At 67.5% G+C, this 21,107-nt stretch carries 9 protein-coding genes; 4 read left to right on the plus strand and 5 right to left on the minus strand.

Annotated features, from left to right (window positions below; all coding sequences use genetic code 11):
* Nucleotides 1-111: 111 nt before the first annotated feature.
* Nucleotides 112-11,124, minus strand: coding sequence for a type I polyketide synthase (locus tag AB4879_RS07125; RefSeq protein ID WP_370507030.1), 11,013 nt, complete (start codon nt 11,122-11,124; stop codon nt 112-114).
* Between the two features lie 356 nt (nt 11,125-11,480).
* On the opposite strand from AB4879_RS07125, the gene AB4879_RS07130 reads away from it, so the two are divergent.
* The 3 genes from AB4879_RS07130 (at nt 11,481) to pe (ending at nt 17,080) form a co-directional block, all read left to right on the plus strand.
* On the plus strand, nt 11,481-12,890 hold the full coding sequence (locus tag AB4879_RS07130; RefSeq protein ID WP_370507031.1) for a condensation domain-containing protein: 1,410 nt from the start codon (nt 11,481-11,483) through the stop codon (nt 12,888-12,890).
* Between the two features lie 96 nt (nt 12,891-12,986).
* Entirely contained in the window at nt 12,987-15,965 is a 2,979-nt protein-coding gene (locus AB4879_RS07135) for an RND family transporter (protein WP_370507032.1), read from the plus strand.
* On the plus strand, nt 15,962-17,080 hold the full coding sequence (gene pe, locus AB4879_RS07140; RefSeq protein ID WP_102807781.1) for an acyltransferase PE: 1,119 nt from the start codon (nt 15,962-15,964) through the stop codon (nt 17,078-17,080). The genes AB4879_RS07135 and pe overlap by 4 nt, the downstream gene beginning before the upstream one ends.
* A 19-nt stretch (nt 17,081-17,099) precedes the next feature.
* Here the strand turns inward: pe and AB4879_RS07145 are convergent, their stop codons facing one another.
* Both AB4879_RS07145 and AB4879_RS07150 read right to left on the minus strand, forming a co-directional pair.
* Nucleotides 17,100-17,738: a GAP family protein gene (locus tag AB4879_RS07145; RefSeq protein ID WP_370507033.1), complete on the minus strand. Its 639-nt coding sequence runs from the start codon at nt 17,736-17,738 to the stop codon at nt 17,100-17,102.
* 11 nt (nt 17,739-17,749) lie between these two features.
* Nucleotides 17,750-19,459: an AMP-binding protein gene (locus AB4879_RS07150; RefSeq protein ID WP_370507034.1), complete on the minus strand. Its 1,710-nt coding sequence runs from the start codon at nt 19,457-19,459 to the stop codon at nt 17,750-17,752.
* 117 nt (nt 19,460-19,576) lie between these two features.
* On the opposite strand from AB4879_RS07150, the gene AB4879_RS07155 reads away from it, so the two are divergent.
* A complete protein-coding gene (locus AB4879_RS07155; protein WP_102807778.1) occupies nt 19,577-20,059 on the plus strand; it encodes a flavin reductase family protein in 483 nt (160 codons plus the stop codon).
* A 23-nt stretch (nt 20,060-20,082) separates the two neighbouring features.
* On the opposite strand, the gene AB4879_RS07160 is transcribed toward AB4879_RS07155, so the two are convergent.
* Nucleotides 20,083-20,238, minus strand: a complete 156-nt coding sequence (locus tag AB4879_RS07160) for a hypothetical protein (RefSeq protein ID WP_199189912.1) — start codon at nt 20,236-20,238, stop codon at nt 20,083-20,085.
* Nucleotides 20,239-20,352: 114 nt separating this feature from the next.
* Nucleotides 20,353-21,105, minus strand: a complete 753-nt coding sequence (locus AB4879_RS07165; protein WP_102807777.1) for a succinate dehydrogenase/fumarate reductase iron-sulfur subunit — start codon at nt 21,103-21,105, stop codon at nt 20,353-20,355.
* Nucleotides 21,106-21,107 lie beyond the last annotated feature (2 nt).

Consider the following 21,107-nt stretch of genomic DNA (forward strand, 5'->3'; position numbering starts at 1 on the left):
TTCGGGCCGTCCACCAGGCTCTGAACAGGTCAGATGCCCGGCCGCGTGAAACGCGGCCGCAACGCCGCAGCGGTGCGATCTTCGTCACACTCGCTCCGGCGTTGCCGCGTTTCAGTCCTCGGAGGCGGGTGAAGGCGCGGACTCCGCAGGCTCTGCGGAGGTCGCCGGTTCCGGCTCGGCCGCCGGCCCGTCGGCATCCGGCAGCTGCGAGACCAGATGCTCGGCGAGCTCGCCGATCGTCGGATGGTCGAACACCGCCGTCGGGCTGATGTCGAACTTCCCGCCGAACTGACCGAACAGCCGGTTGCGCAATTCGACCGCCATCAGTGAGTCCGTGCCCAGATCCAGGAACCGGCTGGACGCGGCAGGCGGCTGCGCGAGACGCAGGAAGCCCTGCACCTCCTTCTGCAGGAACTCGGTGATGAAGCCGGCTCGCGCCGCCACCGGAAGCTCCTGCAGCTGCCGCAACAACTCGCTGTCCCCGACCACTGTGCCGTCGCCGCTGGGCAGCACCTGGTCCAGCAGCGGCGGACGGATACCGGCCAGCATCTTCGCCGTCCGCTGCCAGTTCGCCTTGAGTACGGTGGCCTGCGCGACGCCCTGCCGGATGGCCTCGCCGAGAGCGGCCAGTGCCGCCGAGGGTTCGAGCGGCATCATGCCCTGCGCGCTGAGGTTGGCGACAGCGGCCGCCGAGCTGGCCATGCCGCCCTGCGCCCACGGGCCGAAGTTGACGGCGGTGGCGGGCAGTCCCTGCGCCCGTCGTTGCGCGACGAGCCCGTCGAGCAGCGCGTTGGCTCCTGCGTAGTTGCCCTGGGCGGGCGAGCCCAGCACCGCCGAGGCCGACGAGTACAGGATGAAGAAGTCGAGATCGTCGTCCTTCGTCAACCTGTGCAGGTGGTGCGCGCCATACGCCTTGGGCCCCAATACCTTCCGGAACCGATCGAGGTCCTGCTGCGGCAGCAGGGCATCATCGAGCACACCGGCCAGGTGTGCCACGCCCGCCAGTGGCGGCAACTCGGCCCGGATCCTGTCCAGCAGTTCGGCCACCTCGGACTCCTCGGCGACATCGGCCGAGAAGACGTGGATCCGGCAGTGGAATCGCTCGGTGACGGCGTTGATGGCCGCCTGGGCCTCCGCATCCGGGGCGCGGCGGCTGGTCAACACGATGTCGCCGGCGCCCAGTTGGGCCAGGTACGACGCCGTGTGCAGGCCGAGCGCACCCAGACCGCCGGTGACCAGATAGCTCCGATCCCCGCGCGGCTGAAGCGGTTTGGGCATCTGCACGACGATCTTGCCGATGTGGCGGGCCTGCTGCATCCGCCGGAACGCGGTCCTGGCCTCGGTCAGCGGGTAGACCTCGGCGGGCACCGGCGTCCACTCGCCCTTGGCCAGGCCGTCGGCGACCTCCACCATCAGTCGCTGGATGTGGTCGGGATCGGTCATCATCGTGACGTCCAGCGCGACGATCTCGTAGGCGATATCGGGACGCAGTTCGGCCATCTGCTCGTGCGTCCAGATGTCGCGTTTGGCGATCTCGGCGAACCGGCCGCCCTTGGCGGTGGCCCGCACCGTCGCCTCGACGAATCCTTCGCTGGTCAGCGAGTTGAGCACCACATCAACACCTGCGCCGTCGGTGTCCGCCAGGATCTGGTCTGCGAATTCCGTTGTGCGCGAGTCATAGACGTACTCGACACCCATGTCCCGCAGGGTGGCGCGCTTGTACTTGCTCGCGGTGGCGAACACGGTGGCGCCGTGCGCACGTGCCATCTGCACCGCGGCCAGCCCCACACCACCACTGGCGGCGTGGATGAGCACCTTGTCGCCGGGCTTGAGCTTCGCCCAGTCGAACGCGAGCCGGACCGTCAATGCCGCAGCGGGAATCGTCGCGGCATCGACCGCGCTGATCCCGTCCGGCACCGTCGTCAGCAGTGGCGCGGGAACGTTCAGCCGGCTGGCGAAGGCACCCTGCATCGACCCGAAGACTCGCTGGCCGACCTCGAATCCGGTGACCGCGGAGCCGATGTCGGTGACCACACCACACAGGTCGCCACCGATCGGGCCCGGATCACCGGGGTAGAGGCCCAGCACGTTGAGCACGTCACGGAAGTTCAGGCCGGCGGCCTCGATCCGGACCTGCACCTCGTTGTCCTTCGGAGGGGTCACCTCGATCTCGGTCAGGCGGAGGTTGTCGATCGCACCGCGTTCGGTCGGCGCCAGGGCGTAGTCGTCGCTGCGCGGCATCGGCAGCTGACCGTTACGCGCCCAGTGCAGCAGCCGGGATACCAGGAAACGTCCCTGCCGCACTGCCATTTCCGGCTCGACGACCGGGGCGCCCAGCGCACCGGGCAGCCAGCTCAGCGACTCGTCGCCGCCGTCGGAGTCGACCAGGCGAACACGCAGGCTCGGCTGCTCGGCGATCAGGGTGCGGCCGAATCCCCACAGCGCTGACTGGACCGGATCGACCGGCTCGCCGGGCTCGGTGGCCACCGCACGTTCGGTGACAATCCACAGGCCGTCGGCCAACGTGCCCTTCTGCTCGGCCAGTGCGGTCTGCGCGGCACCGAGCAGCGTGGCGACCTGCGCCTCCAGCCGGGACGCGAGTTCCGCGGTGGAGCCGTCCTCGGCAGCGTGTCCCGAACTGCGCCAGACGATTCCGGTGACCGGCGCACCACGTTCGGCGGCCTCGGCGAACGCCCGCTGCCACGACTGCGGATCCGTCGCCTCGTCGATCGTCACCGACCCCGGAACCTCGGTCGCCAGCGAATCGAAGCCGGCGATCAGCCAGGTGCCGTTCGCGCTCTTGGCCGCATCGTCTCCGGCCTCCTCAACTGCGGGAGCCGCCGCGATCTCCTGCCAGCCCAGGCTGTACAGCAACCGGGTGGAATCGCCACCCAGCCCACGCATCAACGCTTCGCGCGGCGCACGCTTCACGGTGAACTCGGCGATACCACCGAGCACTCGGCCGTCCCGATCCAGGAAATCGATGTCGAAGACCTGGGTTTCGTTGGTGATGGTGTTCTCGTGCCAACGGGCCCGGCAGTAGAACCGCCGCGGCATGTTCTCGGCGATCGTCACCTGCCCATACCGCAACGGCAGGAACAGGTCCGTCATCCCCTGCTCGGCAGCCAGGGTGGCGGGGAAGGCGGGAAATGCCACACCGGTGCACAGGTCCAGCAAGACCGGGTGGATCGGCTCGGGGCCGAGATGCTCGCCGAGTTCTTCGCCGACCGCGATGTCCCCGATCGCCTCACCCGTGCCGACCCACAACGACTTCAGCGAGCCGGACCACGTCGGACCCCAGGCCAATTCCATGTCGTGGAAGATGTCGAACAGTTCCTGCGGGCGGGTGCGATTCATCTGCTCGATCGCCTCGTCCGGGGCCACCGTTTCCGCCGGTTCCGCATCCGGGTCGACGCCGGAGAGCAGGGTGCCGTCGGAGTTCAGCGACCACTCGGCCTCCCGAACCCCGTGGGGCCGACTGTGCACCTGGAACTTCCAGCCGTCGTCGACGGGATGCAGGCTGAGCTGGACCTCACGAGAGGCCTTGTCGGGCAGGATGATCGGTTCGTAGAAGAAGACTTCCTTCACCCGTGCCGGTGCGCCTGCGGCGGCCATGGCCATCGCCGCGTACGTTGCGCCGGGCACCACCACGGTGCCGTAGATGACATGGTGCGCCAGCCACGGTTGGGTCTTGACCGACAGCACGTTCGTGTAGACGGTGTCGCCCGACGCCAGGTCCTTGGCGCTGCCCAGGATCCCGGAAAGCCGAACGCCGTCCGAGCCCAATCCAGTGGTATTGGATGCTTTCGGCCAGTACCGGCGGCGCTGGAACGGATATGTCGGCAGTTCGAGTCGCCGGCCCGTCGTGTGGAACCGGGCCGCGAAATCCGGCCGGTGTCCGCAGATGTAGGTGGTGGCAAGCGCTTCGGTCATCTGGCGCGCAGCGTTGGCGCCCTTGCGCAGCGACACGATCGCGCGCGGCGTCGCCGAGGACTCCGGCCAGATCTGCAGTGCCGCGGCGGTCAGGATCGGTTGCGGACCGATCTCCATCAGCACCGAGCAACCCAGGGCCGCCACGGTGCGCACACTTTCGGTGAACTGCACCGGCTGCCGGGAATGCCGGCGCCAATACTGCGCGTTGATCGGCGTCTCGGCGGTGAGCACCGCGCCGGTCCGGTTGCAGACCAGCGGCCGGGTCGGCACCGCGTACTCGAATTGTGTTGCGAACGTTTCGAATTCGTCGAGCACCGGATCCAGTAGCTCCGAGTGGAAGGCGTGGCTGGTCTCCAGCCAGGTGCATCGGGCGCCGTCCTCGCTGCAGGCGGCGACGATCTGCTCCAGATCCTCGCCCGGGCCCGACAGCACCGTGTTGCGGCCGTTGTAGGCACCGACCGAGACGCGCGGGAAGCTCGTCGCGGCGCGCTCCACGTAATCGGGGTCGGCGAACACCGCGACCATCCGGCCGCCCTCGGGCAGGCTGCCGAACAACCGGCCCCGCTCGGCGATCAGGCGGATACCGTCCTCGAGGCTGAACACCCCTGCCACGCACGCGGCCGCGTACTGGCCGACGCTGTGGCCCAGCACCACGTCCGGTTCGATGCCCCACGACTGCCACAGCCGGGCCAGGCCCATCTCGACGGCGAAGATCGCAGGCTGGGCGAATGACGTGTGCCGCAGGGTTTCCGCGTTCTCGCGGTCACCGGAGAACAGCACGTCGAGCAGGGGACGCGGCAGCATCGGATCGACGGCCTGCGCACAGCGGCGCAGGGTGTCGGCGAATACCGGTTCCGTGTCGAACAATTCCTTCGCCATGCCCGGGTACTGGCTGCCCTGTCCCGGGAAGAACCACGCGGTGGTCGGCGGGTCGGTGCACTCGCCGCGGAGCACGCCCGGGCGTAGCCGGTTGGCCACCAGATCGTCGAGCAGCATCTTGGCCTCGGACACGGAGTTGGCGACCACGGCCGCCCGGTGCTCGAAGTGCGATCGTCCCGCCCCCGCGGTGTAGCTCACGTCGGCGATCGAGGCATCGGGATGGGCTGCCAGCCAATCGGAGTAGCGCTGCGCCAACGCCAGCAGGCCCGGCCCGGACCGTGCCGACAGCGGCAGGACGCTCAGCGGCTCACGCACCGGCTCCGGCGCGATGACCTCGACCGGTTCGTCGGCCGGATCGTCACCGAGCGCGGGCTGCGGTGCCTCTTCGATCAACACGTGGGCGTTGGTGCCGGTGAAGCCGAACGAGCTCACCCCGGCGCGGCGCGGCCTGCCGTTGGCGACCCACGGGGTGGCCTCATCGACCACCCGCACCGGCAACGAGTCCCAGGGGATGTGCGGTGACGGGTTCTGGAAGTGCAGGTTCTGCGGCAGCAATTCGTTCTGCAGCGACAGCACGACCTTGATCAGACCGGCCACACCGGCAGCGGACTCCAGGTGCCCGATGTTGGTCTTGGCCGTGCCCATCAGCAGCGGCCGGGCCGAGTCACGACCCGCGCCGTAGACGGCCGCGGCGGCCTGCACCTCGATCGGGTCACCCAACGGGGTGCCGGTGCCGTGAGCTTCGAGGTAGTCGACATCCGCGCCGCCGAGACCCGCGCGGGTAAGTGCCGCGGTGATGAGGCGTTGTTGCGCACCGCCATTGGGCACGGTCAGACCACTGGACGCACCGTCCTGGTTGACCGCGCTGCTGCGGATGACCGCGGCGATCCGGTCGCCGTCGCGTTGCGCGTCGGACAGCCGCTTGAGCACCAGGATGCCGCAACCCTCACCGCGGACGTAGCCGTCGGCCGCCGCGTCGAAGGTCTTGCATCGGCCGTCGGGCGCCAGCATCCGGGCCCGCGACGCCGCGACGATCGACGCCGGGCTCAGCAGGACGTTGACGCCACCGGCGAGGGCCATGTCGCAGTCACCGGAGTGCAACGCCTGGCTGGCCTGGTGCACCGCCACCAGTGATGAGCTGCAGGCGGTGTCCACCGCCATCGCAGGTCCTTCCAGGCCGAGGGTGAACGCCACCCGGCCTGCGATCGCGTTGAGCGCGTTGCCGGTGATGAAGTGGGCTTCCAGGTTCTCGACCGATTCGCCGGACAGCAGGTGCGAGTACTCATTGGCGCCCACGCCGACGAAGACGCCGGTGCGGCTGCCGCGCAGCGAGGCGGGGGAGTAGCCCGCACGCTCCAAGCCCTCCCAAGCGATTTCGAGCATGAGGCGCTGCTGCGGGTCGATCCAGACCGCTTCGCGCGGGGAGATGCCGAAGAACTCCGGGTCGAAGCTGTCGACGCTCTCCAGGTAGCCGCCGCTGCGGGTGTAGATCTTGCCGGGCGTCTGCTGATCGGGGTCGTAGTACTGGTCGACGTCGAAGCGGTCCTCGGGGATCTCCCGGATCGCGTCCACGGCGCCGGACAGCACATCCCAGTACGCATCGGCATCAGCCGCACCCGGGAACCGGCAGGCCACCGCGATGATGGCGATCGGCTCGTCGGTCGCCGAACCCGCCAGCGACGCCGGCGCGGCGGCAAGCTGTGCGCCGGCCTTCTCGTTGAGGTTGAGCACCTCGCCGAGCAGGTAGTCGGCCACGTCGGTCAGCCGCGGGAAGTCCATGGCGAGTGTCGCCGGAAGTTCCTTGCCGACAGCCTGTTCCAGACGGCGTCGAAGTTCGACGGCCATCAGAGAGTCCATGCCGAGGTCGAAGAATCCGGCCTCTTCGCGGACCTCCGACGCGTCGACCCGAGTCACCTCCGCGACGGTGTTGCGCAGATACTCCAGAACGAGCTTCTTACGCTGCTGGACCGGTGCGGCGGTGAGCTGTTCGACCAGCCGGGTGGTGCCTGACGCACCGGTGGCCGCGGGCACCGACTCCGGAACTTCGCGGGCCACCTCGGCCATCAGCGACCGGTGGCCGGCCTGCAGGTAGATCGGCAGGAAGCGGGCCCAGTCCATGCGCGCCACAACGGCTTCGGCCGGACCTTGCGAACCGGCGGCGGACATGACATCGGCCATGCCGGCCAATGCATCGGTGGGCGACAGTGTGCGGATGCCACGCCGGTCCAGCTGGGCCCGGGCGTCCTGGTCTGCCATGCCGGCCGACCACGGGCCGAAGTTCACGCTGATGCCGTGGACGCCGCGCTCGCGCAGCCGCCACGTCAACCCGTCGAGGAAGGCGTTGGCCGCGCTGTAGGCGCTCTGGCCGTAGCTGCCCCACACCGACGAGATCGACGAGGTGGACAGGAAGAAGTCCAGCTTCAGATCGGCGGCGGCCTCACTGAGGTACCAAGCGCCCCAGACCTTTCCGGAGAACACGCGGTCGATCTCGGTGCTGTCGAGGGAGCTCAGCGGGGTGGTGCAGTTCTCGCCGGCGGCGTGCACGATGCCTGCCAGTGGCGGCAGCTCGGCGGCCACGGTGGCGAGCAGCCGCGCGACGTCGTGCGGGTCGGCGACGTCGGCCGCGATCACCCGGACCGCGCAGCCGTGTTGTTCGCCCAGCGCGTCGATGCGGCGCTGCGCGGCCTCGTCTGGGGCGCGGCGGCTGGTCAGCACCAGCTGGCGAGCTCCGTGCGCGGCCAGGTAGCCGGCGATTTCCAGCCCGATCGAGCCGAGCCCGCCGGTCACCAGATAGGTTGCCTCGGAGCGCAATTCCAGCGGGGTCGAGTTCGGCTGACCGGTCCGCCGGACCAGCCTCGGGACATGAACACCGCTGTCCCGCAACGCGATCTGATCCTCACCGGGCGACGCGGTGACGACCTGTTTGATCAGCCGCGTCCACTCGTCGGCGCTGGTCCCGGACAGATCCGCCAGGCCGCCCCACAGCTGCGGGTACTCCAGCGCGGCGACGCGGCAGAAGCCCCACAGTCCGGTCTGCTCCGGCGCCACCGTGTCGGTGTCGCTCACGCGTTGCGCGTTGTGGGTCAATACCCAGATCGGGCTGCGCAATTCGGCGGCAGCCGCGGCGCGGAACAGGCGCTGGGTGCCCCCGAGTACGCGGTGTTGCATCCGCAGCAGGGACCGCATCGACGACGCGCCGTCCGAGTCCAGGGCCGCGAGGTGCAGGATGCGCAGCGCGGGCTCGTCCTGCACCGCCGCGATCAGGTCGGCGACCAGACGCTCCTCGTCGGCGTCGGACACCGGCAGACCGAGGACGCGATGCCGGTGGCCGTGTGCGGTCAGCGCATCGACCAGCGGGCGCATGACGGCGTCGTCGTCGCCGATGAGCAGCCACGCTGCGCCCTCGCCAACCTCGGTCGACGGGCTGATGGATTTCTGCCAGCGGACCTCATAGCGGATATCGGCGATGGACTGTGCGCTCCGCTGCCGATTATGTTGGGCGGCAAGCTTGCTCAGCACCTCGGCGGCAGTGGTGGATCCGTCGCCGCCGAGCAGTGCGGCCAGTTCCTCGATCCGGCCGTCCTCGAGCAGCTGCACAGCCTCGGTGCGGGCGGCATCATTGGCTGTCGACTGGGATTGCTTGCTCTGATACCAGTACTGGCGATGCTGGAAGGGGTAGGTCGGCAGATCGAGCTTGCGGGCCGGCTCGTGCAGCAGTGCGGCGAAGTCGGGAACATGCCCGGCGACGTAGGCGCCGGCCAGAGCCTCGGTCAGCTGGCGGTGGTCCGCGCCGTTACGGCGCAGCGACGCAACGGCTTTGGGTGCGGTCGCCGGGTCCGGCCAGGCCCGCAGTGCAGCGGCGGTGAGCACCGGCTGCGGGCCGACCTCGAGCAGCAGCGCGCAGCCGAGTTCGGCCAGCGTCGCCACCCCCTTGGCGAACTGCACCGGCTGACGGGCGTGGCGGCGCCAGTACTGCCCATCGAGCTTGGCGTTGCGGCCCAGTGCTGCCCCGGTGCGGTTGCACACCAGAATCCGCTGAGGTGCCGCGAATTCGAATCCGTTGGCGTAGGACTCGAAGGCGTCCAGCGCCGGGTCGAGCAGTGACGAGTGGAATGCGTGGCTGGTGTCCAGCCAGTCGCAGCGGGCGCCCTCGTCCGACAGGTGGGCCACCGCGCGTTCGAGGTCGGTGGCCGGTCCCGACAGCACCGTGTTGGCGCCGTTGTAGGCGGCCACCGACAGGCTCGGGAACTCGTCGGTCAGGCTCTCCACCCGGTCCGGGTCGGCGAAGACAGCGCACATCCGCCCGCCGGCGGGCAGGTCACCGAAGAGGCGGCCGCGCTCGGCGAGCAACCGTGCGCCGTTCTCGAGGCTGAAAACCCCTGCGACACAGGCGGCGGAGTACTGGCCGACGCTGTGGCCGAGGACCACGTCCGGCTCGAAACCCCACGACTGCCAGAGCCTGGCCAGGCCCATCTCGACCGCGAAAATCGCAGGCTGGGCATGCCGGGTCTGCTTCAGGGTCTCGGCGCCATCCAGATCGAAGATGACGTCCAGCAACGGGTTTTCGAGCACATCGGCGACAGCGTCGGCGCACCGGTTCATGGTGTCGGCGAACACCGGTTCGGTCTCGAACAGTTCGCGGGCCATGCCGGCGTACTGACTGCCCTGTCCGGGGAACAACCAGGCGGTCTTCGGCGCATCGACGCAGTCGCCGCGGACCAGTCCGGGAGCGGGTAGGTCGTCGGCGAGCGCGCCGAGCAGCTCGCGGGCCGACTCGACGGAGTTGACCACGAGGGCGGCGCGGTGCTCGAAGTGGGCCCGGCCCGCCCCGGCGGTCAGGCAGACGTCGGCGAGAGTGGCGTCGGGGTGCTCGCCCAGCCAGCTGCGGTAGTCCTGTGCGGTCTGCACCAGGGCGGCCGGGGTGCGCGCCGACAGCGGAAGCACGGCGAACCGGCGGTCGTCCGGCGCTGGGCCGGTAGTGACCGGGTTGGTGACCGGTGCCTCTTCGAGAATGACGTGGGCGTTGGTGCCGGAGAACCCGAACGAGCTGACGCCGGCGATACGCGGTCGATCGGATCGCTCCCACGACCGAGCCTTGTCCACGACCTGCACCGGGATCCGGTCCCACGGGATGTGCGGGGACGGGTTCTTGAAGTTGAGGTGCGGGGGCAGCTCGGAGTGCTCGAGCGACAGGACGACCTTGAGGACGCCGGCCACGCCCGCGGCGGCCTCCAGGTGGCCGATGTTGGTCTTCGCCGACCCGATCAGCAGCGGCTGGTCCGCGTCGCGGCCCTTGCCGAGCGCGGCGGCCGCGGCCTGGACCTCGATGGGGTCACCCAGCGACGTCCCGGTTCCGTGGGCTTCCAGGTAGTTGATGTCGGTGGGTGTCAGGCCGGCCCGCTCCAGCGCCTCGGCGATCACGCGCTGCTGAGCGACGCCGTTGGGTACGGTCAGCCCGCCCGAGGCGCCGTCCTGGTTGACCGCGCTGCCGCGGATCACGGCGCGGATGTGGTCGCCGTCGCGGAGCGCGTCGTCCAGGCGCTTGATGGCGATGACACCGCACCCCTCGCCGCGTACGTAACCGTCGGCCGAGGCGTCGAAGGTCTTGCACTTGCCGTCGGGCGCCAGCATGCGGGAGTGCGAGAACGTGATCATGGTGGCCGGGCTGAGCATGACGTTCACCCCGCCGGCCAGTGCCAGATCGCATTCGTCCAGCAGCAGTGCCTGGCAGGCCTGGTGAATCGCCACCAGCGAGGAGCTGCACGCCGTGTCGACGGTGACCGCGGGGCCCTGCAGCCCCAACCGGTAGCTGATCCGGCCCGCGGCGGCTGCGCTGGACGTGCCGATTGCCAGATAGGCCTCGATCTCGGGGTAGGTCAGCGCATCGGATGCCATGCCCAGGAAGTCATGGGTGGCCAAGCCGACGAAAACGCCGGTTCTGCTGTTCGCCAAAGTCGTTGGCGCAGTGCCGGAATGCTCGACCGCCTGCCATGCGGTCTCCAGCAGCAGTCGGTGCTGCGGATCCATCAGGTTGGCTTCGCGCGCTGAGACCCCGAAGAACGGTGCGTCGAACCCGGTGACGTCGTCGACGAACCCGGCTCGCCGGGTGACCATCTTGCCTGCCGCGTCCGGGTCGGAGTCGAAGAACTCCTCAATGTCCCACCGGTCGGCGGGCACCTCTGAAATCGCGTCCCGGCCGCTGTGCAGGACGTCCCAATACTGGTCCGCGTCCGCGGCTCCGGGAAGACGTGCCGCGTAACCGATGATTGCAAAACGAGGCGTCTGCTGCGTCGGACGTTCGGTGGGTGCCATCAGGTTGTGTTCTCCGCATCGGGCCGGTGAAGTGTCGCAGTGCTGTCGTGGGAGACCACGTCAGGGCCAGGAACAACTTCCGAACGGCCACGGCTCGGTCATCTCCCGACAGCGACGGCCGGCTCATCTCCCGACGGTCAGTATTGCACGGGCGTTGCTGAACGAACGGCTTTCACCCTGGTGTCGACGGGTGCGTGGCCAGGCGTTACCGGTTTATTTAGGGCCTTTAGTCACTACTTGTGACCAGGGGCTTTACGGGTCGACGGCGAACCGCCACAGCGACAGGCGCTATCTTGGTCTGGCCACCAGGTTGCCGGTCTCCAGGCCGTAGCCGCTGTAGACCCGGGAGGGGAATTTTGCACATCGGGAAGATAACCATCGGCACAATCGATGATTGGTCGCCGAGCCCCGGTGTGGTGATTTCCTGGCACCCGACAAAGGCCGCAATGGAAAAGGCGCGTCAAGCGCCCGTCAGTTCGGTGCCCGTCAGCTATATGCAGGGCCAACACATTCGCGGTGTCTACGAACAGGACAAGGCCGGACTCGACTATTCGCGGCAGATCATCGCCACCTGCGAAGTGCCTGGCCAGTGCGATATCGACGCCATGAATCACGCGCTGAACGCGTATCTTCGCCGCCACGACACGTATCGGAGCTGGTTCGAATACGCGGGGTCCGGCGATATTGTCAGGCGCACCATCACCGATCCCGCCGATATTGAATTCGAACCGATCGACAACGGCGTCATGGCGGCCGAGGATGCGCGCAAACATATCGTCGACATTCCGACTCCCATGGAATGGGGCTGCTTTTCTTTCGGTGTCGTGCAAAGTGACGATCACTTCGATTTTTATGCCAGCATCGACCATGTTCACGGGGATGCGGCGCTGATCGGGATCACCATGCTCGAGGCGCACGGCATGTACACGTCCCTGACCATGACCGGACAGCCGATGGCGCTGCCCGAGGCCGGCAGCTTCGACGATTTCTGCATCCAGGAGCGCGACGCCACCGCGGATCTGACCGTCGATTCGCCGGAGGTCCGGGCCTGGATCGAGTTTGCCGAGAACAACAACGGCACGCTTCCCGAGTTCCCGTTGCCGTTGGGGAACGCCCTGGAGCCGACGGTCGCTGACATGGTCGGCGAGATGATCTTGGACGCCGATCAGACCGCGCGATTCGACGCGGCGTGTACCGCGGCCGGCGTTCGCTTCGTCGGCGGTCTGTATGCCTGCACCGCCATGGTCGAACATGAATTGACGGGTGCGACAACGTATTACGGGCTCACGCCTCGGGACACCCGCAGAACCTCGGACAACTTCACCACTCAGGGCTGGTTCACCGGCCTGGTGCCGATCACCGTGCCGATCGCCGCGACGACGTTCGGCGAGGCCGCTTGGGCGGCGCAGACGTCGTTCGATTCCGGCCTGAGCCTGGCGCGGGTGCCGTATTACCGGGTGCTCGAGCTGGCTCCGTGGTTGGAGAAGCCGCACCCGAACTTCCCGGTCTCGAACTTCCTGCATGGCGGCGCCGCACCGCTCAACGCTGTGCTCGCGGCCGCTGACATGGGCTATTCGAACAACATCGGGATCTACTCCGACGGCCGCTTCAGCTACCAGCTGACGATCTATATATTCCGGTATGAGGCCGGCACCGCGATGGCGGTGATGTTTCCGGACAATCCAACCGCCCAGAAATCGGTCGCTCGCTACATCGCCGCGATGAAGTCGGTGTGTGGACGGATCGCCGACAGCGGGCATTGGTGACGCCTTTTGTTGGATTCAGTGAAGTGTTGGATTTCGTGAAGTTCGATGCAGTGAAGGGGCACGGGGCCGCAAGGCCTCGCGCGGTGTGAGGAAATTGTGCGACGGCTGACCGATTTTGTGGTGCGGTGGCCCTGGGCTGTGATCGGTGTCTGGGTTGCCCTGGCGGTTGCGTTGCCGCTGACCTTTCCGAGCCTGACCGAGATGGCCCAGAAACATCCGTTGTCGATGTTGCCGGCCGATGCGCCGTCCAGCGTGGCGGCGCGGCAGATGACCGAGGCGTTCAAAGAACCCGGCGGTGACGATCTGCTCCTGGTGGTGCTGACCGACGAGCGGGGTTTGACCCCCGCTCATGAAGCCACCTACCGCAAGCTGGTCGCCGCGTTGCGCGACGACCAGCACGACGTCGTGATGTTGCAGGATTTCGTCGGAACACCTGCTCTGCGTTCGTTTTTGACGAGTAAGGACAACAAGTCCTGGGTGGTGCCGGTCGGACTCGCGGGCGCGTTGGGGACCCCGCAGTCCTATGAGGCCTACAACCGGGTGGCCAACATCGTCAAACAGAGCACCGCGGGCAGCCCGCTGGAGGTGCACCTGACCGGACCCGCGGCCACCGTCGCCGACCTCACCGTGGCCGGCGAACGAGACCGCCTGCCGATCGAGATCGCGATCGGTGTGCTGGTGCTCCTCGTGCTGTTGATCGTGTACCGCAATCCGATCACCATGCTGCTGCCGTTGATCGGCATCGGAATCTCGCTGGTGATCGCGCAATCGGTGGTCGCAGGTTTGTCGCACACCACCGGTCTGGGGGTGTCCAACCAGGCGATCATCCTGTTGAGCGCGATCATCGCCGGTGCGGGAACGGATTACGCGGTCTTCCTGATCAGCCGCTACCACGACTACATGCGCCGCGGCGAGGACTCCGACGCGGCGGTGCGGCTGGCATTGAACTCGGTGGGCAAGGTGATCACCGCATCCGCGGCCACCATCGGAATCACGTTCCTGGGCATCAGCTTCGCCAAGATGGGGGTGTTCTCGACCGTCGGTGTGTCATCGGCGGTCGGCGTCGGGGTGTCCTTCCTGGCCGCGATCACGTTGTTGCCGGCCATCATTGCGCTGGCCGGCCCGCGCGGTTGGATCACGCCTCGCCGCGAGTTGACCGCACGGTGGTGGCGGCGGTCCGGCATCCGCATCGTGCGCAGACCGCGGGCACATCTGGTGGCCAGCGTGTTGATCCTGATCCTGTTGGCCAGCTGTGTGGGGCTGGCGCACTACAACTACGACGACCGCAAGGCCGTGGCACCGGGGGCCCCGAGTTCGGTGGGTTACACCGCTCTGGAGCGGCATTTCGATCTCAACCAGTCGATTCCGTCCTACGTGCTGGTCCGCTCACCACGCGATCTGCGTAACCCGCGGGCGCTTGCCGACCTCGAGCAGATGGCGGAGCGCATCAGTCAGGTGCCGAACATCTCGATGGTCAGCGGTATCACCCGGCCCCTCGGTGAGGTGCCGCAGGAGTTCCGTGCCACCTATCAGGCCGGTCTGGTCGGCGACCGGCTGGGCACCGGCTCGGCGATGATCGCCGAGAACATGGGCAGCCTGAACCGGCTGGCCGGCGGCGCCGACACGCTGGCGAACAATCTCGGCGACGTGCGGGGTCAGGTCGGTCAGATCACCAGCAGCGTGCAGAGCGTGGTCGACGCGTTCGGCTCCATCAAGGGCCAGTACGGCGGCGACAAGCTGGTCAAGAACGTCGAAGTCGCGACCAAGCTGGTCAACGCGGTCAACCGGCTCGGCAATTCGATGGGTGTGAGCTTCACGGCGGCCCGGGACATGTTCGCCTGGGTGGGCCCGGTGCTGGTCGCGCTACACGGCAATGCGGTGTGCGACCTGGATCCGTCCTGCGCAGAGACCCGTGGGCATTTCCAGGCTTTGGTCGACGCCCGCAATGACGGCACCCTCGACGAGATCAATTCGCTGGCAACGCAATTGCAGTCGATGCAGGACAAGCAGTCCCTCAACGCGACGCTCAACCAGCTCAATGACGCGTTCGGCCGGCTGACGAAGCTGATGCGTCAGATGGGGCTCGACTCGCCCGGCGGCGCGAAGGCGGGCACGACCAAGCTCCGGCAGGGGGCTGATCGCGCCGCCAGCGGAAGTCGGGACGTGGCCAACGGCGTGGACCAGGTCGTCGACCAGATCAAGCTGATGCGTACCGGGCTCGATCAGGCGGCCGCGTTCCTGCTGTCGATGAAGCAGAACGCCGCATCGCCGGCTATGGCGGGGTTCAACATTCCGCCCGAGGTTCTCGAGCTGCCCGATTTCAAGATGGCGTCGAAGATGTTCATCTCACCGGACGGGCACTCGGTTCGGTATCTGGTGCTGACCAAGCTCGATCCGTTCAGCGCCGCGGCGATGGATCAGGTCAACGCGATCAGGGACGCCGCCCGTAGCGCGCAGCCGAACACGTATCTGGCGGATGCCACGATCTCGATGGGCGGGTATCCCGCCGCGCTGCGCGACACCCGCGACTACTACCAGAAGGACATCCGCTTCATCATCGCGATCACGATGATCGTGGTGTTGCTGACGTTGATGCTGTTGCTGCGGGCGGTGATCGCGCCGCTGTATCTGGTTGGTTCGGTGGTGCTTTCGTACTTCGCGGCGCTCGGTATCGGCGTACTGGTCTTCCAGTACTTGTTCCATCAGCAGTTGCACTGGACGGTGCCGCCGCTGGCCTTCGTCGTGTTGGTGGCCGTGGGCGCCGACTACAACCTGTTGTTCGCGTCGCGGCTGCGGGACGAGTCCGCGGACAGCACCCGCTACGGGGTGATCCGGACGTTGTCGTCGACCGGTGGCGTGATCACCGCGGCCGGATTGATCTTCGCGGCGTCGATGTGGGGCCTGTTGTTCTCCAGCATCGGTACCGTGGTTCAGGGCGGGTTCGTCATCGGCGCCGGGATCCTGCTGGACACGTTCCTGGTCCGGACCGTGACCGTACCCGCCATGGCTACGCTGGTCGGAAAAGCGAACTGGTGGCCGTCACGATCGAGCTCGCAGGGGAGCGTCAAAGCATGAAGAAGCTACTCGCTGCGGCGACAACGCTGATCACGGTGTGCGCCACGGGCGGAGTCGCCGCCGCCGACCAACCGTCACCGGGCGGGTCGCAGGGTGACGGGCCGACCCCGATCGGCACGCCCGGCCGGGGCTATGCCCTCGGTGGTGCGCACGTGCTGGGCATCCCATACGACGAGTACATCCGCCGTACCGGCGCCCAGTGGTTCCCGGGCTTGGACCGGCAAATCGTGGACTATCCCGCCGGCCAGGTTCAGGGCCACACCCTGGAGCGGTTGTTCCCCGGTATCGGCAAGCTCGACGACAACTTCCCGGGTCTGGGTATCGACGGCCCGAGCATCGGCGAATCGGTCGATGAGGGCGAGGGCAACGTCCTCCGGGCGGTTCAGGCGGGCGGCCCGGGTACCGCGATCGGGTTGTCCGAGGGCGCGATGGTGCTCAACGCCGTGCAGAACCGGTTGGCCACCGATCCGAACGCGCCGCCACCGGATCAGCTGTCGTTCGCCACGTACGGCGATCCGATCTCCCCGCACGCGTTCGGGGCGGGCTTCCTGGCCCAGAACTTCCCGGTCGGCAGTGTCGTTCCGGCACTGGACTACCGGATCCCCCCGCAGGTCGACAGCCAGTACGACTCGTACCGCTTCGTGTCGGCCTACGACAGCATCGCCGACTGGCCGGACCGCCAGGACAACTGGATGGCGCTGGCGAATGCGGTCGTGGGGCTGGCGACCGGTCACACCGCCGTCGCGTTCACCAATCCGAGCATGGTGCCGCCGCAGAACATCAGGACCACGGTCAACTCCCGGGGCGCGAAGACGACGACGTACTTGATCCCGGAACAGCACCTGCCGTTGGTGTTGCCGTTCAAGTACCTCGGCGTGGACGAAGGGACACTCAGGCAGCTGGATGCGGTGCTGAAACCCTCGGTGGATGCCGGGTATTCGCGCAACGATGACCCGTTGACCGCGCCGATCGAGGTCGACCCCGTGAACGGTTACGACCCGGCCGCCGTCACGGCGCCGGCCACGCAGGCCGCCTTCGGTGGCGGCAGCGATCCGCTGTCGCAGCTGACGGCGGGGCTGCAGTATGTGTTGAACCACGGCCCCAGCGCGCACTGATCCAGACGGCCGACAGGGATCAGACGCCGAGAAGACCCGCCGCGAGTAGCACGACGCCGACCACGGCCAGCAGCGCCGCCACCTCGCGGCGCCGCCGCGCCCGAACCCAGCTGTGCAGTCGGGTCATCGCCGCATGCGTGCGCTGCGGGGCCGCCAGATAGGCCAGCAGCGGAATCTCGACGAGTGCGAATGCGATCACGGTGAACGTGAGCAGCGCCGCGAACCGCATCGCGGGATCCGCGGTGCCCGCGCCGATCACGGCCAGCGCCGCCAGGTAGTCCACCGAGGGCAGCGCGATCCCCAGACCGGCGACTCCGGCGACCCACAGCGACGGACCGTCGAGCAGACGGCTCAACCACGCCGGCACCGTCCGGTCGCGGCGGCCCTTGGTGACGGCCAGAATCGCCGCGGCCGCCAGGGCCAGCGCACCGATCACGATCTGCACCCGTGGGAGGGTGAAATGCGCCGAGGCCGGTATGTGCGATTCCAGCGCGAACAACACCACCGCGCCGACCGACAAACCCATCACGAAGCCGCCGCACAGGAACGCGGCCAACTGCAGATGCGGGCGGGGACGATTCAGCATCACCACCGACATGCCGATGCGGAACGGTTCCAGACTGACGGCCACGGCCATCACCAGCAGGGTGAACCACATCGGATGATCAGCTACGCATCCAACCGCACGAACTGTCCTTGCCGATACTGTTCGACGCACCCGGCGCGGCGGATCTTGCCGCTGGTGGTGGTCGGTATGGACCCGGGCTCCACCAGGACGATGTCAGCCACCTGCAGACCGTGAGCCCGCGAAATAGCCGCGACCACATCGCTTTTCACTGACTCGAGGTCGGTATCGTCGCGGTTCTTCAATTCGACGACGGTGACCAGCTTTTCGGTCTCCTCATCGGCCACCGCGATCGCTGCGACCCGGCCCCGGGTGATCTTCTGCACCGTCGCCTCGATGTCGTCGGAGTAGTGGTTGCGGCCGCGCACGATCAGCATGTCCTTGATGCGCCCCACGATGAACAGGTCACCCTCGGAGACGAAGCCCTGATCACCGGTCCGCAGCCAACCGGTCGTGGGGACGTCGCCCGCCGGGCCGGCCAGCGTCGCGCCGAAGGCGGAACCGGTCTGCTCGGGTTTGCGCCAGTATCCGGCCGAGACGTTCTCGCCATGCGTCCAGATCTCGCCGACCGTGCCGTCCGGGCACGTCTCGCAGGTGTCGGCGTCGACGATCCGCACCAGCGGCGATGCCGGCAGTTGGTACCGCAGCAGCTGGGTGCCACCGGGCTTGCGAATGGCGTTGCCCTGGGTCAGTTCGTCGGCGTCGAACTCGACCACCTCCGGCACCTCATTCGCGGTGCTGCTGGCGACGTAGACCGTCGCCTCGGCCAGACCGTAGGACGGTGCCATCGCTTCGGGACGAAAACCGTTGGGCGCCAACCGCTCATTGAACCGCACCAGGGTGTCGGGATGGATCCGCTCGGCTCCGTTGATGATGCCGATGACGCCGCCGAGGTCGAGGCCGTCCAATTCCTCGTCGGTGCTGCGGCGCGCGGTGAGGTCGAAGGCGAAGTTCGGTGCACCCGACCATGCTTTCGGGTGGCGTGCCAGCGCCTGCAGCCACCGCGCCGGCCGGGACAGAAACGCGATCGGGCTCATCAGGTCGGCCGGGTGCCCGCTGAAGATCGGAGCACCGATCCCGAGCATCAGGCCCATGTCGTGGTAGAACGGCAGCCAGGAGACCAGGCTGGTACCCGGTGGGAACTCGCCGCCGAAGTGTGGCACGTAGTCGGCCATCAACTGGTCGAAGTTCGCCACCATATTGCGGTGCGAGATCATCACGCCGGCCGGCAGCCGGGTCGATCCCGATGTGTACTGCAGATAGGCGATGTCGGGGCCGTCGGGCACCTCGACGCTGTCGGCGCCGGGTGCGTCGAGGTCGAGGGTGTCCACGGCAATCGTGGCGATCACGGCGGCGCCGTCGTCGACGTACTGCGCGGCCACCTCGAACACCGCGGAGGTGGTCAGCACGACTGTCGGCGACGTGTCCGTCACCACCGCGCTGACCCGCTCGTCATGCGACCCGGGCACGGGCACCGAGAGTGGGACGGCGATGAAGCCGGCCTGCATGGCACCCAGGAACGCGACGATGTAGTCCAGGCCCTGCGGCGCGATGATCAGCGCCCGGTCGCCCGGGACGCCCTGCTGGCTGATCTCCCGTGCGACGTTGAGGGTGCGGCGGTACACCTGAGACCAGGTCAGACTTTCGGCGACGCCATTCCAGTCCCGGTCGTAGTCGGTGAACGTGAAGGCGACGGCATCTGGCGTCGTATCGGCGCGGTCACGCAGCACGGACAGGATGGAGACGTTCGGCACTGTCCAAGGCTACTCAACGAAGATTTGAGCTGTGCCCGCCCCCAGGAGTCTCAATTGCCCTCTGGGCGGGATTCATTCTGGCCGCGGCCGGGCGCGACGTGGGAAGATGTCAACGCTATGAGCAACACAGAGCTGAGCCCCGCCTCGCTGCGTGAGGCGTTCGGCCATTTCCCGTCCGGTGTCATCGCGATCGCCGCGGAAGTCGACGGCGTCCGGGTGGGCCTGGCCGCCAGCACCTTCGTGCCGGTGTCGCTGGACCCGCCGCTGGTCTCGTTCTGTGTGCAGAACAATTCCGAGACCTGGCCCAAGCTGAAGGACCTGCCGTCCCTGGGCATCAGCCTGCTCGGCGAATCGCACGACGCGGCGGCCCGCACGCTGGCAGCCAAGACCGGCGACCGCTTCGCCGGGCTGGAGACGCACTCTCATGAAAGCGGTGCGGTGTTCGTGCACGGCACCAGCGTGTGGATGCAGAGCTCGATCGATCAGTTGGTGCCGGCCGGTGACCACACCATCGTGGTACTGCGGGTCCAGGACATCACTGTGCATGACGTGCCGCCGATTGTGTTCCACCGCAGCACATTTCGCAGACTGGGCATCTAGCCCAGCCTGATCTCCGCTGTCGGTCAGCGCTTCTCGGCGAGTTCGTCGCGATAGCCGGCGACGCGCTGTTCGAGTTCGTCCGCATCGGCGGTCCGACCCTGCTTGCGGGCCAGCTCGGCGCGGGCGGACAGCTCGCGAATCGCGGTGCGGATGTCGTTGATGCTGTGGACTGTCCCCATCTATTCGAGGCTACTCACGCTTGCGCCAACGGGAACCTGCACTGGCGAGCAGACGCAAAACGCCCCCGAACACTCAGCGTGTCGGGGGCGTTCGCGTCTGCTCGCGCGAAGGAGCTACTTCTTACGGAACAAAATGTTGCCCAGCCAGACCACCGGGTCGTACTTCTTGTCGGCGACGCGCTCCTTCATCGGGATCAGCGCGTTGTCGGTGATCTTGATGTGCTCGGGGCACACCTCGGTGCAGCACTTGGTGATGTTGCAGAAGCCGAGGCCGTTTTCGTCCTGGGCCATGTCGCGGCGGTCGATGGTGTCCAGCGGATGCATCGACAACTCGGCCTGGCGCATCAGGTAGCGCGGGCCGGCGAACGACTTCTTGTTCTCCTCGTGGTCACGGTTGACGTGGCACACGTTCTGGCACAGGAAGCACTCGATGCACTTGCGGAACTCCTGGCTGCGGTTCACGTCCTCCTGCTGCATCCGGTAGTCGCCCGGCTGCAGATCCTTCGGGGGAGTGAACGACGGGATCTCCCGCGCCTTCTCGTAGTTGAAGGACACATCGGTGACCAGATCGCGCATCACCGGGAACGTTCGCAGCGGAGTGATCGTGACGACCTCGTCCTCATCGAACGTCGACATCCGGGTCATGCACATGAGCCGCGGCCTGCCGTTGATCTCGGCGGAACACGAACCGCACTTGCCGGCCTTGCAGTTCCACCGCACGGCGAGGTCGCCGGCTTGGGTGGCCTGCAGCCGGTGCACGATGTCGAGCACCACTTCGCCGTCGTTGACCTCGACGGTGTAGTCCTGCAGGTCGCCGCCGTCCTCGTCGCCGCGCCAAACCCGCAGTTTTGCGTCGTAAGCAGCCATTC

The organism is Mycobacterium sp. SA01 (genome assembly GCF_041287105.1).
In the GTDB taxonomy this organism is placed as follows: Bacteria; Actinomycetota; Actinomycetes; order Mycobacteriales; family Mycobacteriaceae; genus Mycobacterium.

Bases quoted from the DNA above. Each gene is read 5' to 3' on its own strand.
- AB4879_RS07125 (WP_370507030.1), bottom strand. From the start codon at position 11,124: ATGGCACCCACCGAACGTCCGACGCAGCAGACGCCTCGTTTTGCAATC.
- pe (WP_102807781.1), top strand. From the start codon at position 15,962: ATGAAGAAGCTACTCGCTGCGGCGACAACGCTGATCACGGTGTGCGCC.
- AB4879_RS07145 (WP_370507033.1), bottom strand. From the start codon at position 17,738: ATGTGGTTCACCCTGCTGGTGATGGCCGTGGCCGTCAGTCTGGAACCG.
- AB4879_RS07155 (WP_102807778.1), top strand. From the start codon at position 19,577: ATGAGCAACACAGAGCTGAGCCCCGCCTCGCTGCGTGAGGCGTTCGGC.
- AB4879_RS07160 (WP_199189912.1), bottom strand. From the start codon at position 20,238: ATGGGGACAGTCCACAGCATCAACGACATCCGCACCGCGATTCGCGAG.
- AB4879_RS07165 (WP_102807777.1), bottom strand. From the start codon at position 21,105: ATGGCTGCTTACGACGCAAAACTGCGGGTTTGGCGCGGCGACGAGGAC.